Genomic DNA, 13,395 nt, shown 5'->3' on the forward strand with positions numbered 1-13,395 from the left:
TTTTCGCTTTTCTCTGGCAGAACTTCCGGAGAAGTCCCGCTGACCCGGCGGCTTGTGTGCCGTTGTTCCGTGTCAGTGGAGGCGCATTATAGGGAGTTATTCGGGGCTGACAAGTCTTAAATGCAAAAAACTTTTCAAGCGCACTATTTTTCACCAATACGTATTAAAAACCGTCACGACTGGCTGTATTTGTTGAATTTTGCGCCGATAACCTGTGTCAGGTGGCATACTGAAAGAGATAAATAGAAGAAGGAATATGATATATGCCATTAAGCGCACAGCATTTAGCAGCCCAGAAAAACCTTTCCTATGTCCTGGCAGAGAAGCTGGCCCAGCGGATCTTAACCGGTGAGTATGCGCCAGGCTCAATTCTGCCCGCTGAAATGGAGCTGGGCGACGAATTTGGCGTAAGCCGAACGGCAGTCAGGGAGGCAGTGAAAACATTAACGGCGAAGGGGATGGTACTACCACGCCCGCGCATTGGTACGCGCGTTATGCCTAAAGGGAGCTGGAACTTTCTCGATCAGGAGCTGCTCTCCTGGTGGATGACGGACAATAACTTCCATGAGGTGATCGACCACTTTCTGGTTTTACGCAGCACGCTGGAACCTCAGGCCTGTCGGCTGGCAGCCGAGTTGGGCAGCGCCGAGCAGAAAGCTCACCTCAATACGCTGATGGAAGAGATGATAGAGTTAAACCAAAATTTTCATCGCGAACGCTGGCTAGACGTAGATACCGCCTGGCACGAACATATCTATGCCATGAGCAGTAATCCCTTCTTATCGTCATTCGCCACGCTTTTTCACTCTATTTATCACACCTACTTCAACTCTATTACGCATAATGAAGTGGTAAAACTTGAAAATCATCAGGCTATTGTGGATGCCATTCAGGATAGCGATGGAGAACGCGCCTTTAGCGCATGTCAGGCGTTGCTTAATGCGCCGCATCCGCCTGAGGCTAAATAACAGGACGCAGTATGACCAAGAAAAAAGCGCGTAGCATGGCGGGTTTGCCGTGGATTGCGGCAATGGCCTTCTTTATGCAGGCGCTGGACGCCACTATTCTCAATACCGCACTACCGGCTATAGCGCAAAGTCTTAACCGCTCCCCGTTGGCGATGCAGTCGGCGATCATCAGCTATACCCTGACCGTTGCTATGCTGATCCCGGTTAGCGGTTGGCTGGCTGACCGCTTTGGCACACGACGCATTTTTATGCTGGCGGTTTCGCTGTTTACCTTAGGGTCTCTGGCCTGTGCGCTATCAAACTCGCTGGGGATGTTAGTTATCTTTCGTGTCGTACAGGGGATAGGCGGCGCGATGATGATGCCGGTTGCGCGTCTTGCGCTGCTGAGAGCCTATCCGCGCAGTGAATTACTTCCGGTGCTCAACTTTGTCACTATGCCTGGTCTGGTGGGGCCCATTCTGGGGCCGGTACTAGGTGGCGTTCTGGTTACCTGGGCCAGCTGGCACTGGATATTCCTGATCAACATCCCGATTGGCATTGCCGGACTGTTCTACGCGCGTAAATATATGCCTGATTTCACCACGCCGCGCCGCCGTTTCGACATGAGCGGTTTTCTGCTGTTCGGCATAAGCCTGGTGCTTTTCTCTATTGGCATTGAGCTGTTTGGTGAAAAACTGGTTGCTACCTGGCTGGCCCTGACCATTATCTTTAGCAGCTTAGTGCTGTTTTACGCCTATATCCGCCACGCTCGCCGTCACCCCTCGCCGCTCATTGCCCTGCCGATATTCAGGACGCGCACCTTTTCCGTCGGGATTGCTGGCAACATCGCCTCACGCCTCGGAACCGGCTGCGTTCCTTTTCTGATGCCGCTGATGCTTCAGGTCGGCTTCGGCTATCCGGCGATTATTGCCGGCTGCATGATTGCCCCCACTGCGATAGGCTCAATTCTGGCGAAATCCACCGTTACCCAGATACTGCGCTGGTTCGGCTATCGCAAGACGCTGTTTGGCATAACGGTGATTATTGGCGTGATGATCGCGCAGTTTGCGCTTCAGTCGCCATCAATGGAGGTATGGCTGCTGATCCTGCCGCTATTTATATTAGGGATGGCGATGTCCACCCAGTTCACGGCCATGAACACCATTACGCTTGCAGACCTAACCGACGAGAACGCCAGCAGCGGCAACAGTATGCTGGCCGTAACCCAGCAGCTATCGATCAGTCTTGGGGTAGCCGTCAGTGCGGCGGTGCTGCGGTTTTATGAAGGGTTTGAGAACGCCAATACCATAGAGCAGTTCCACTACACCTTTATTACTATGGGCGTGATCACCCTCATCTCAGCATCCGTCTTCTTGTTACTTAAACCGAAAGATGGGCGGAACCTGATTAAGGAGCGGCACAAGCCTTAAGCGGAGCCGCGCGTCATTAGCACCGGCGTCAGTTGCAGCCGCTGCTGGGAGAGAGTCGGATCGGCAATGCGGTGGGTCAGAACATCAATCGCCAGCTCACCCAGTTCATCCTTAGGCTGATGGACGGTGGTGAGCGGCGGAGTCATATAGCGTGCCAGCTCGATATCGTCGTAGCCAATGATGGCCATATCCTCCGGGACCTTAAGCCCCGCCTGATACAGCGCTTGGTAAGCGCCAACGGCCATCGCGTCGTTACCAATAAATACCGCCTGGGGACGCTCCTGCTGCGCCAGCAGGGTCTGCATAGCCGCAACGCCGCTGCCAAACTCAAAGTCACCGATAATCTCGTCGCCTTCGCGTATAGGCAGGCCCGCTCGGGCCATTGCTGCCCGATAACCCTCCAGACGCAGCCGCGCAGGCGTTTTATCCAGCGGCCCGGTAATGCAGGCGATACGGGTAAAGCCTTTATCAATCAGATACTGGGTTGCCATATCGCCGCCCAGCAGCGAGTTGTCCTGAATGATATCGATATCCCCTTCAAAAGGCGCCCAGTCCATCATGACGGTAGGTATAGAGGGGTAGCGCTGGATAATCTCCCGCGAAAGCTGATGCGTCTCGGTACATAGCACCAGCAGCCCGTCGACGCGCTTTTGCATCAGCGTCTCCAGATTACGGTTCATCCGCTCCTCATCGCCTTCGGTATTACAGAGCACCAGGCTGTAACCGCGTTCGAAGCAGCTACGCTCAACGCCGCGCACCAGCTCGGAGAAGAAGGGGTTAGAGCTGGCCGTGATCAGCATCCCGATGGTGCGGGTTTGCTTGAGCTTAAGACTGCGCGCCAGCGCCGAAGGAGCGTAGTTAAGGCTTTTGATCGCCTCCTCCACCTTCTCCCGAATCGCGTCGCTGACAAAGCGATCGTTATTAATGACGTGCGAAACCGTCGAGGTGGAAACGCCCGCCAGGCGGGCAACGTCCTTCATGGTGGCCACGCGTTACTCCTGCTGACTCAGGAAATCGTTAATTTCGTTACGCCACGGCACAGACGGCTGCGCGCCTTTGCGCGTGACGGCAATCGCCGCCGCGGCATGGGCAAACACAATCGCCTCATTAAGCGGCTTATCCTCCAGCAGCGCGGTCACCAGTGCGCCGTTAAAGGTATCGCCCGCCGCAATCGTATCAATGGCGTTGACCTTAAAGCCCGGCATCCGGCGGCCCTCACCGTTGACGCTGGCCCATACGCCGCGGCTGCCAAGGGTAATGATCACCGTACCGATGCCTTTATCATGCAGCGCGAGCGCCGCGCGCTCGGCATCGCTGTCGCTTTCTACGCGAATGCCCGTCAGCTTTTCCGCTTCGGTTTCATTCGGAGTGATAATGTCCACCAGCGTCAGCAGCTCGTCAGATAATACACGCGCCGGAGCCGGGTTCAGTACGACAGTGGTATGATTTTCATGAGCAATCTTTGCAGCGGCCAGCACGCTCTCAACCGGCGATTCCAGCTGCATCAGCAGCGCGTCTGCGTTAGTAATGAGCGCCCGCTGAGCGGCAACCCGCTCAGGTGAGAGGGCAGCGTTGGCACCCGCATGAATACCGATGACATTCTCCCCTTCGCCGTTGACAAAGATCAGGGCAACACCGGTGGACTCGCCGTCCAGAACGCTTACTGGCGTAACGTCAATGTTATCGCTCACCAGCTGGGCGCGGATCCGCTCCCCGGTATCGTCGCTGCCGGTGCAGGCGATAAATGCAATTTGCGCTCCGCTGCGCCCGGCGGCGACCGCCTGGTTGGCCCCTTTACCGCCGAAGGCGACCTGATAGTGGGTACCGGTCACGGTTTCGCCCGGCATCGGGAAAGCGTCAAGGTTGAGAATGTGATCGGCATTGATGCTGCCAAGGACAACGAGCTTACCTGCTGTTTTCATGGTGGGTTCATCCTGTAAGGTACGCCACCTTCTGGTGGCGTAAGCCTTAAAACGTGATTACTGTTTAATAACCAGCTTCAGGTCAACCGGGTATTTCGCCTGAACCTTTTCGCCTTTCAATACTTTATCAGCAGTTTCAATGCCTTTCGCGCCGATCTGCTCCGGCAGCTGGGCGATGGTTGCCGCCAGTTTGCCGTCGTTCACCGCTTTCTCACCGTCCGGCGTGCCGTCGAAGCCCACTACCATCACGTCGGATTTACCCGCCGTCTGCAGCGCACGCAGCGCGCCCAGCGCCATCTCATCGTTCTGGGCAAAGACGGCCTGCACGTCAGGGTGCGCGGTCAGCAGGTTCTGCATCACGTTCAGACCTTTGGTGCGGTCGAAATCCGCCGGCTGGCTAGCCAGCACGTTGAATTTGTGTGCTGTCACGGCCTGCTGGAAGCCCTCGCCACGCTCGCGGGCGGCAGAGGTACCAGCGATACCCTGCAGCTCAATGACCTTCGCGCTTTCACCGGCTTTCTTCGCGATATAATCGCCAGCAATTTTGCCGCCCAGCACGTTATCAGAGGCGATATGGCTTACCACTTCACCTTTGGCCGCTACGCGGTCCAGGGTGATGACCGGAATTTTTGCCTGGTTCGCCATCTTCACGGCGTTGCCCACCGCATCGGAGTCGGTTGGGTTGATCAGCAGGATTTTAGTACCGCGCACGGTCAGGTCCTGCACGTTAGCCAGCTCTTTCGCCGGGTTGTTCTGGGAATCCAGCACCACCAGGTTATAGCCCAGCTTGTCCGCCTCTTTCTGTGCGCCATCCTTCAGCGAAACAAAAAACGGGTTGTTCAGGGTAGAGATCACCAGCGCAATGGTGTCTTTCGCCATCGCGTTCGCGCTCACGGTTGCACTCAGTGCGACAGCAGAGACCAGAGTAGCCAGTTTTTTCATGTTCATAATCAGATGTCCTGTAATGTCATTTATTACTGCTTTTTGTTGTCTACCAGCACCGCCAGCAAAATCACCACTGCCTTAACGATCATCTGGTAATAGGAGGAAACACCCAGCAAATTCAGTCCGTTGTTAAGGAAACCAAGGATCAGCGCACCAATCAGCGTGCCCACAATGCGGCCTTTACCCCCCGCGAGACTGGTACCGCCTAATACGACCGCAGCGATGGCATCCAGCTCATAGCCGGTACCCGCAGTCGGTTGTGCAGAGGAGAGACGCGCCACCTCGATGATGCCCGCCAGCGAAGCCAGCAGGCCACTCAGGGAATAGACGATGATTTTAACTTTATTAACGCTGATGCCGGAGAGGCGCGTGGCCGCTTCGTTACCGCCCAGCGCGTAGATATAGCGGCCCAGGCGCGTGTGGTGCAGCATATACCAAGCGGCCAGGAAGACGATGCCCATGATCCACACCGGCGCCGGGATCCCCAGCGGACGGCCAATACCAAACCAGCCAAAGAGATCGGCGTTGTCGGTAAAGCCGGTATTCACCGGGCTGCCGTTGGTATAGACCATCGTCACACCGCGCAGCAGCAGCATCATCACCAGGGTGGCGATAAACGCCTGCACCCGGCCTTTCGCGACTATCACCCCGGTCATGGCTCCAACCGCAGCGCCCAGTGCCAGCGCGGCGGCAATGGCCACCAGCGCGTTAACCTCCATTCCGACAAGCGAGGCCGCCACCGCGCCGGTGAGCGCCAGCAGCGAGCCCACGGAGAGATCGATTCCCGAGGTCAGGATCACCAGCGTCATCCCCACCGCCATAATGGCGTTCACCGAGGTCTGCTGCAGGATGTTGAACAGGTTATTGATGGTAAAAAAGTTAGGGCTCATCGTGGAGACAATCGCAATCAGCACCAGCAGGGCAATCAGCGATTTCTGTTCCATCAGCCACGCCTTATTAAAGTAGCGGCGGGGGATAACGGTCTGGGTACTCATATCGTTGACTCCTGGGTCTCGCGATTTAGCTTGCCAACGGCGGCAGCCATCAGCACTTCCTGGGTTGCCTGTTCACGCGTGAACTCGCCGCCCAACTCTCCTTCATGCATCACCATGATGCGATCGCTCATGCCAAGCACCTCTGGCATTTCGGACGACACCAGAATGATGCTTAGCCCATCCGCTTTAAACTGGTTGATGAGCTGATAGATCTCTTTTTTGGCACCGACGTCCACGCCGCGCGTGGGTTCGTCGAGGATTAATACTTTCGGACGCGTCATCAGTCCCCGGGCGATAGCGATTTTTTGCTGATTGCCGCCGGAGAGCAGGCCGATAGGCTGCTCCATAGAGGGCGTTTTGACGTTAAACAGGCGGATAAAGTCGCTCACCGCCTGCTGCTCATCGCTATGCTTCAGGCTGCCGCCGCTGCGGCTAAAGTAGCGCAGCGCGGTCAGGGACATGTTCTCTTTCACCGACATACCCAGCACCAGGCCATCGCGCTTACGATCCTCTGAGATATAGACGATACCGTTGGCCAGGCCATCCTGCGGCGAACGGGTCACCACCTCACGGCCGTCGAGGGTAACGGTGCCGCCGGTACGCGATAGCGCGCCGTACAACACCTTCATCAGTTCGGTACGTCCGGCGCCCATCAGCCCGGCGACGCCGAGGATTTCACCCTGGCGCAGGGTAAAGGAGACATCGTTCACCCCCGGTCCGCTCAAGTTGTCGACCTTCAGACGCATCTCACCCGGTGCTTTATCAAGATGTGGATACTGATCTTCCAGCTTGCGTCCCACCATCATCTCAATCAGCGTATCTTCCGTGAGCGAGTTAACCTCACGCTCGGCGATAAACTGCCCGTCACGGAAGACGGTCACGTCATCGCAGATCTCGAAGATCTCTTTCATACGGTGGGAGATGTAGACAATGCCGCGCCCCTGGGATTTCAGTTCGCGGATCACGCGGAACAGGGAGTCGGTTTCGGTATCGGTGAGCGCATCGGTCGGCTCATCCATAACGATGACTTTTGACTCGAAGCTCAGCACCTTGGCGATCTCCACCATCTGCTGATCACCAATGGAGAGCTCGCCCACCAGCCTGTCGCTCTTAAAGCGCAGGTTGAGTTTTGCCAGCAGAATGTCCGCTTCGGCATACATCTTCTTCCAGTCGATTTTGCCAAAGCGGTTAACGAATTCGCGGCCTAAAAAGATGTTTTCGGCGATGGTCAGCTGCGGGATCAGGTTCAACTCCTGATGGATAATACCGATCCCCGCCTCTTGGGACGATTTAGGTCCGTTAAAGGTGGTCTCCTGGCCCAGCCACAGCAGCGAACCGGCATCACGGGTATAGATACCGGTTAACACTTTCATCATGGTAGATTTGCCCGCGCCGTTCTCGCCGACCAGCGCCATCACACGGCCTGAATAGACGTTAAGCGCGGCGCCGGAGAGGGCTTTTACGCCGGGAAACGCTTTGTCGATCCCCTTAAGCTGAAGTAGTGCGTCCATGATGGCCTCAGAAGGTGACGCCAGCACAGAGAATGATATTCGCATACGGGGAACACTCCCCGCTGCGAATAACCGCCTGGCTTGCTGCGGTGTTTTGTTTAAATGCTTCGTGCGTGGTGTAGCGCACTTCTATGGTATTTCCCTGGCGTTGCTGCAGCTGCTCAATATGGTTGAGCAACGCTTCGTGGAGCTGCGGATTATGCTGTTTGATTTCCGTTGCGAGAATGGCTGCCTCAACCTGCATCTCGGTAGTGACCACCTCAAGTACCTGCATAAACGAAGGTACCCCTTGGGTTAATGCCATATCGATGCGTTGTGTGCTGTGGGGAACCGGCAGGCCGGCATCGCACACCACGAGCGTATCGGTATGCCCAAGACGGGAGATAACCGACGAGATTTCAGAGTTCAGTACAGATCCTTTCTTCATTTTTTCTGGCTCCACTAGCGAAACGTTTCGCTGGTGCCAGTGTATGCCGGATTCCGTTCATTTAACCATCACCACGTTAAAGAACTGTGATCGGCATCGAAACGTTTCGCTCGCAAATTGAAAGAGAAATTGAAGTAAAGAGAGGTAGGCCGGGTAAGCGAAGCGCCACCCGGCATTTGGCAGGTTTAAATCTCGACTTGGGTACCCAGCTCAATCACCCGGTTAGGCGGGATCTCAAACTGGTCCGGGGCGCGCAGGGCATTACGCTGCAGCACCAGGTAGAGCTTGCCGCGCAGGCGCAGGTACCACGGCCGCTTGCCCACGATCAACGACTCGTGGGACATAAAGAACGAGGTCTCCATCATGCGACAGCTTAACCCCTCCAGCCCGCAGCGGTGGAACACCTCCTCCACGTTCGGCGTCTCGCGCCAGCCGTAGCTGGCTACCACGCGCCAGAAGGTCGGCGAAAGCTGCTCAATCTGTACCCGGCGGACGTTATGCACATAGGGCGCGTCCTCTGTGCGCAGGGTCAGCAGGATCACCCGCTCGTGCAGGACCTTGTTGTGCTTGAGGTTATGCAGCATCGCGAACGGAATAACATTCAGGGCACGCGACATATAGACTGCTGTACCCGGCACCCGCACCGGCGGGGATTTCTCCAGCGAGGCGATCATCGCCTCCAGAGAATTGCCGTGCTCGTGCATACGCCGCAGCAGGCGGAAGCGCTCGCTTTTCCACGTGGTCATGATCAGGAACATCACGATGCCAAGGCTCAACGGCAGCCAGCCGCCAGAGAGCAGTTTATCGAGGTTCGCCGAGAAGAGCGGAATATCGATACAGAGGAACGCCACCAGAATCAGTGCCACCAGGAACTTGTTCCAGTGCCAGTTTTTACGCGCCACGGTAGTGGACAGGATAGAGGTCAGCACCATTGTGCCGGTCACCGCGATACCGTACGCCGCCGCCAGGTTGCTTGAACGTTCAAAGCTAACGATCACAATCACCACGGCAAAGTAGAGGAGCCAGTTAACAAAAGGAATGTAGATCTGGCCAGACTCCATCTCTGAGGTGTGAATAATGCGCATCGGCGACAGGTAGCCCAGACGCACCGCCTGCCGGGTAAGCGAGAAGACGCCGGAGATCACCGCCTGGGAGGCGATAACCGTTGCCAGGGTAGCGATAAGCAGCATCGGGATCAGCGCCCACTCCGGGGCCAGCAGGAAGAACGGGTTCTTGATCGCCTCCGGGTGTTTGAGCAGCAGCGCGCCCTGGCCGAAATAGTTCAGCGCCAGCGACGGCAGCACAAGGCTGAACCACGCCAGACGGATCGGCAGCTTACCGAAGTGGCCCATGTCGGCATACAGCGCCTCTACGCCGGTGATCGACAGCACTACCGCGCCCAATGCCACAAACGACACGGCTTTATATTCGAGGAAGAAGTGCACCGCCCACATTGGATTCAGCGCCTGCAACACCTCAGGATTAGAGATAATCCCGCGCAGGCCCAGCACCGCCAGGATGATAAACCACGCCAGCATGATCGGCGCAAACAGCTTACCCACCAGCCCGGTACCGTGTTTCTGGATCATAAACAGCAGCGTCAGCACCACGATGGCCAACGGTACGACCCAGCTATCCAGCGAGGGGGCGATAATCTCCAGCCCCTCGATAGCCGACATCACTGAGATCGCTGGCGTGATCACCACTTCTCCATAGAAGAAGCTGCCGCCAATCAATCCCATGATCACCAGTACCGAGGTCATTCGCGCCGAGGTGTTGCGCCCCGCCAGCGACATCAGGGTCAGGATCCCCCCTTCGCCGGCGTTATCAGCCCGCATCACAAAGGTCAGATACTTAATAGAAACAACAAAAATCAGCAGCCAGAAGATGAGTGACAGAAAGCCAAACACCGCGTCACGTTCGACGCCAAAACCAAACTGACCGGACAAACATTCACGAAGAGTATAAAGCGGGCTGGTCCCGATATCACCGTAGACAACCCCAATCGCTGCGAGGGTAACCGCAGACAATGATTGCTTATTATCAGTGCTCATAGACTAATCTTTTGTATGGATGACAAGTGTGCGCTTAGTCCCTTGGCCCACAAAAGCGCACAGTATGCATGATTCTTCAATAAATCGAAGCCCTAAATGCGACAGGGTTATCCTGGCGCAAAGAATACGAAGGCATTATTCCGTCTATTACAAGCCCTTGTTGAAACGTATACTCACTTTTGTCCACCGATACAGCGGCGAAAGGATGCAGAACAATTATGGCTCACTCACATTTATTAGCAGAAAGAATTTCCCGTCTCAGCAGCGCGCTGGAAAAAGGGCTGTATGAGCGTAGCCACGCTATCCGCCTGTGCCTGCTGGCTGCACTCAGCGGGGAGAGTGTATTTCTTCTTGGTCCGCCCGGTATTGCAAAAAGCCTCATTGCCCGTCGACTAAAGTTTGCCTTTCAGCATGCTCGCGCCTTTGAATACCTGATGACCCGCTTTTCGACGCCGGAAGAAGTTTTTGGTCCGCTGTCGATCCAGGCGCTAAAAGATGAAGGGCGCTACGAGCGTTTGACCGCAGGTTATCTTCCGGAGGCAGAGATCGTCTTCCTGGACGAAATCTGGAAAGCCGGTCCCGCTATTCTGAATACCCTGCTGACTGCCATCAATGAACGACGATTCCGCAACGGCGCCACGGAAGAGAAGATCCCGATGCGCCTGCTGGTGGCAGCGTCCAATGAACTCCCTGAAGCCGACAGCAGCCTGGAGGCGCTTTACGACCGTATGCTGATCCGCCTCTGGTTGGACAAAGTGCAGGATAAAGGAAACTTCCGTGCAATGCTGGTCAGCCAGCAGGATGAGAACGATAACCCGGTTCCGGCCTCGCTACAGGTGACGGACGAAGAGTATCAGCAGTGGCAGCAGGAGATAGGCCATATCACCCTGCCCGATGCAGTATTCGAGCTGATCTTCATGCTGCGCCAGCAGCTGGATAACCTTCCCCATGCCCCCTACGTCTCTGACCGACGCTGGAAAAAGGCGATCCGCCTGCTGCAGGCCAGCGCCTTCTTCTGCGGGCGCGATGCAGTATCCCCCATCGATCTTATCCTGCTAAAAGATTGCCTGTGGCATGACGCCCAGAGCCGGGAGCTGCTCGCCCAGCAGGTCGACATATTGATGACCGGACACGCCTGGCAGCAGCAGGCCATGCTGGTCCAGCTGGGCGCCATTGCCCAACGGCGTATCCAGCTTCAGCAGCAGCAGAGCGACAAGACCGCCCTCAAAGTGCAGCGCCAGAGCGGCATGTTCAGCCGGCGTCCACACTATGAACTGCCCCCGGACATCAGCGACGATACGCTGACCCTGCTGCTCCAGCAGCCGCTCAAGCTACACGATATGCAGGTGGTGCATATTACTCTCGAACGCGCCCCGCTGGAGCAGTGGCTGATGAAGGGCGGAGAGATCCGCGGCAAGCTTAACGGGATTGGCTTTGCCCAGGTGCTCAATATGGAGGTGGATGCCACCCTGCACCTGATCGTTCGCGACGTCAGCCTGCAGGCCTCCCGGCTGGCGCTGCCCGGCACCTCTCAGGAGAACGTACCGGAGGAGATCACTCAGCAGCTCGAAGCGCTGGATAATACATGGCACCAGCAGCATACCCGCTTCAGCGAACAGCAGAAGTGCCTGTTTATTCACAGCGACTGGTTAGGGCGCATTGAGGCCAGCCTGCAGGACGTCGGCGCGCAGATCAAACAGGCTCGGCAATGATCACCCTCGATACGCTGAACGTGATGCTGGCGGTGGGTGAAGAGGGGCTGATAGAGGAGCTGATCGTCGCCCTGCTGGCCTCGCCGCAGCTGGCGGTGTTCTTTGAAAAGTTTCCCCGGCTCAGGCGCGCCATTACCGATGACGTTCCCCGCTGGCGAGAGGCGCTAAGAAGCAGGCTAAAGGAGACGGCGGTCCCACCGGAGCTTACCGAGGAGTTTCTCTGCTACCAGCAGACCCAGCTGCTGGCGACGCCGCAGTTTATTGTCCAGCTTCCGCAGATCCTCACCCTGTTGGCGAAGGTGCGCTCGCCCTATGCCGAGCAGGCCAGCCAGCTGGTCGCCGATAACCCTACCCTTACCCCTGCGCTGCATACCCTCTTTTTACAGCGCTGGCGGCTGAGCCTGGTAGTGCAGGCGACGACGCTCAACCAACAACTGCTGGAGGAGGAGCGCGACCAGCTACTGAGCGAAGTTCAGGAGCGCATGAAGCTAAGCGGCCAACTGGAGTCGGTGCTGATCGAGAATGAGAACGCCGCCGGGCGGCTGTGGGACATGAGCGCCGGGCAGCTAAAGCGCGGTGACTATCAGCTTATCGTCCGCTACGGTGACTTTCTTGCCGAGCAGCCGGAGCTGAAACAGCTGGCCGAGCAGCTTGGTCGTTCCCGGGAGGCGAAATCGGTACCGAAAAAAGATTCGCCGATGGAGACCTTCCGCACGCTGGTACGCGAGCCGGCCTCGGTGCCGGAGCAGGTGGACGGCCTGCAACAGAGCGATGATATTCTGCGCTTGCTGCCGCCCGAGCTGGCGACCCTCGGCATTACCGAGCTGGAGTATGAGTTCTACCGTCGGCTGGTGGAGAAGCAGCTTCTCACCTACCGCCTGCACGGTGACGCCTGGCGGGAGAAGATCACCCAGCGTCCGGTGGTGCATCAAAGCGTCGATGAGCAGCCGCGCGGGCCCTTTATTATCTGCGTCGATACCTCTGGTTCAATGGGCGGCTTTAACGAACAGTGTGCCAAGGCGTTCTGCCTGGCGCTAATGCGCGTGGCGCTGGCAGATAACCGGCGCTGCTATATCATGCTGTTTTCCAGCGAGGTGGTACGCTATGAGCTTTCGGGATCGCAGGGGTTAGAGGAGGCGATCCGCTTCCTGAGCCAGCGCTTTCGCGGCGGGACCGATCTCGCCAGCTGCTTTCGCGCCGTGATCGAGCGGATGCAGGGCGGCGAGTGGGCGGATGCCGACGCGGTAGTGATCTCGGACTTTATCGCCCAGCGCCTGCCGGATGAAGTGGTCAATCAGATCAAAACGCTGCAGCAGGTGCATCAGCACCGTTTTCACGCGGTGGCGATGTCCGCCCACGGCAAGCCGGGGATCATGCGTATTTTCGATCATATCTGGCGCTTTGACACCGGTATGCGCAGCCGCCTGCTGCGCCGCTGGAAGCGTTAACTTC

Annotated in this window: 11 protein-coding genes; 4 read left to right on the plus strand and 7 right to left on the minus strand. The window is 56.9% G+C overall.

The window, feature by feature from the left end:
• Window positions 1-263: 263 nt before the first annotated feature.
• Window positions 264-968, plus strand: coding sequence for a FadR/GntR family transcriptional regulator (locus RTX96_RS04825; RefSeq protein WP_103820607.1), 705 nt, complete (start codon window positions 264-266; stop codon window positions 966-968).
• An 11-nt stretch (window positions 969-979) separates the two neighbouring features.
• Window positions 980-2,377, plus strand: a complete 1,398-nt coding sequence (gene mdtD / locus RTX96_RS04830) for a multidrug transporter subunit MdtD (protein ID WP_312670360.1) — start codon at window positions 980-982, stop codon at window positions 2,375-2,377.
• Here mdtD and rbsR read toward each other — a convergent pair.
• The 7 genes from rbsR to kup all read right to left on the minus strand — a co-directional run bounded on the left by rbsR (window position 2,374) and on the right by kup (window position 10,231).
• Window positions 2,374-3,366, minus strand: a complete 993-nt coding sequence (rbsR, locus tag RTX96_RS04835) for a ribose operon transcriptional repressor RbsR (protein WP_312670361.1) — start codon at window positions 3,364-3,366, stop codon at window positions 2,374-2,376. The two genes, mdtD and rbsR, sit on opposite strands and share 4 nt — an antisense overlap.
• Before the next feature lie 3 nt (window positions 3,367-3,369).
• The gene (rbsK, locus tag RTX96_RS04840; RefSeq protein WP_312670362.1) at window positions 3,370-4,299 is read right to left on the minus strand and encodes a ribokinase; all 930 of its coding nucleotides are present in this window, start codon (window positions 4,297-4,299) and stop codon (window positions 3,370-3,372) included.
• Between the two features lie 57 nt (window positions 4,300-4,356).
• On the minus strand, window positions 4,357-5,247 hold the full coding sequence (rbsB, locus tag RTX96_RS04845; protein WP_312670363.1) for a ribose ABC transporter substrate-binding protein RbsB: 891 nt from the start codon (window positions 5,245-5,247) through the stop codon (window positions 4,357-4,359).
• A 26-nt stretch (window positions 5,248-5,273) separates the two neighbouring features.
• Window positions 5,274-6,239, minus strand: a complete 966-nt coding sequence (gene rbsC / locus RTX96_RS04850) for a ribose ABC transporter permease (RefSeq protein ID WP_312670364.1) — start codon at window positions 6,237-6,239, stop codon at window positions 5,274-5,276.
• Complete coding sequence (gene rbsA, locus RTX96_RS04855) at window positions 6,236-7,750, minus strand: ribose ABC transporter ATP-binding protein RbsA (protein WP_312670365.1); 1,515 nt, start codon at window positions 7,748-7,750, stop codon at window positions 6,236-6,238. Before rbsA ends, rbsC begins: the two co-directional genes overlap by 4 nt.
• Before the next feature lie 7 nt (window positions 7,751-7,757).
• The gene (rbsD, locus tag RTX96_RS04860; protein WP_103820600.1) at window positions 7,758-8,177 is read right to left on the minus strand and encodes a D-ribose pyranase; all 420 of its coding nucleotides are present in this window, start codon (window positions 8,175-8,177) and stop codon (window positions 7,758-7,760) included.
• A gap of 185 nt (window positions 8,178-8,362) precedes the next feature.
• Window positions 8,363-10,231, minus strand: coding sequence for a low affinity potassium transporter Kup (gene kup / locus RTX96_RS04865; RefSeq protein ID WP_103820599.1), 1,869 nt, complete (start codon window positions 10,229-10,231; stop codon window positions 8,363-8,365).
• Window positions 10,232-10,449: 218 nt separating this feature from the next.
• On the opposite strand from kup, the gene ravA reads away from it, so the two are divergent.
• Complete coding sequence (ravA, locus tag RTX96_RS04870) at window positions 10,450-11,943, plus strand: ATPase RavA (protein WP_103820598.1); 1,494 nt, start codon at window positions 10,450-10,452, stop codon at window positions 11,941-11,943.
• Window positions 11,940-13,391: an ATPase RavA stimulator ViaA gene (gene viaA, locus RTX96_RS04875; protein ID WP_312670366.1), complete on the plus strand. Its 1,452-nt coding sequence runs from the start codon at window positions 11,940-11,942 to the stop codon at window positions 13,389-13,391. Before ravA ends, viaA begins: the two co-directional genes overlap by 4 nt.
• Window positions 13,392-13,395 lie beyond the last annotated feature (4 nt).

The sequence above is a fragment of the Pseudescherichia sp. genome, from assembly GCF_032052675.1.
Classification (GTDB): domain Bacteria; phylum Pseudomonadota; class Gammaproteobacteria; order Enterobacterales; family Enterobacteriaceae; genus Pseudescherichia.

Bases quoted from the DNA above. Each gene is read 5' to 3' on its own strand.
- RTX96_RS04825 (WP_103820607.1), top strand. From the start codon at position 264: ATGCCATTAAGCGCACAGCATTTAGCAGCCCAGAAAAACCTTTCCTAT.
- mdtD (WP_312670360.1), top strand. From the start codon at position 980: ATGACCAAGAAAAAAGCGCGTAGCATGGCGGGTTTGCCGTGGATTGCG.
- rbsK (WP_312670362.1), bottom strand. From the start codon at position 4,299: ATGAAAACAGCAGGTAAGCTCGTTGTCCTTGGCAGCATCAATGCCGAT.
- rbsB (WP_312670363.1), bottom strand. From the start codon at position 5,247: ATGAACATGAAAAAACTGGCTACTCTGGTCTCTGCTGTCGCACTGAGT.
- rbsC (WP_312670364.1), bottom strand. From the start codon at position 6,239: ATGAGTACCCAGACCGTTATCCCCCGCCGCTACTTTAATAAGGCGTGG.
- rbsA (WP_312670365.1), bottom strand. From the start codon at position 7,750: ATGGACGCACTACTTCAGCTTAAGGGGATCGACAAAGCGTTTCCCGGC.
- rbsD (WP_103820600.1), bottom strand. From the start codon at position 8,177: ATGAAGAAAGGATCTGTACTGAACTCTGAAATCTCGTCGGTTATCTCC.
- kup (WP_103820599.1), bottom strand. From the start codon at position 10,231: ATGAGCACTGATAATAAGCAATCATTGTCTGCGGTTACCCTCGCAGCG.
- ravA (WP_103820598.1), top strand. From the start codon at position 10,450: ATGGCTCACTCACATTTATTAGCAGAAAGAATTTCCCGTCTCAGCAGC.
- viaA (WP_312670366.1), top strand. From the start codon at position 11,940: ATGATCACCCTCGATACGCTGAACGTGATGCTGGCGGTGGGTGAAGAG.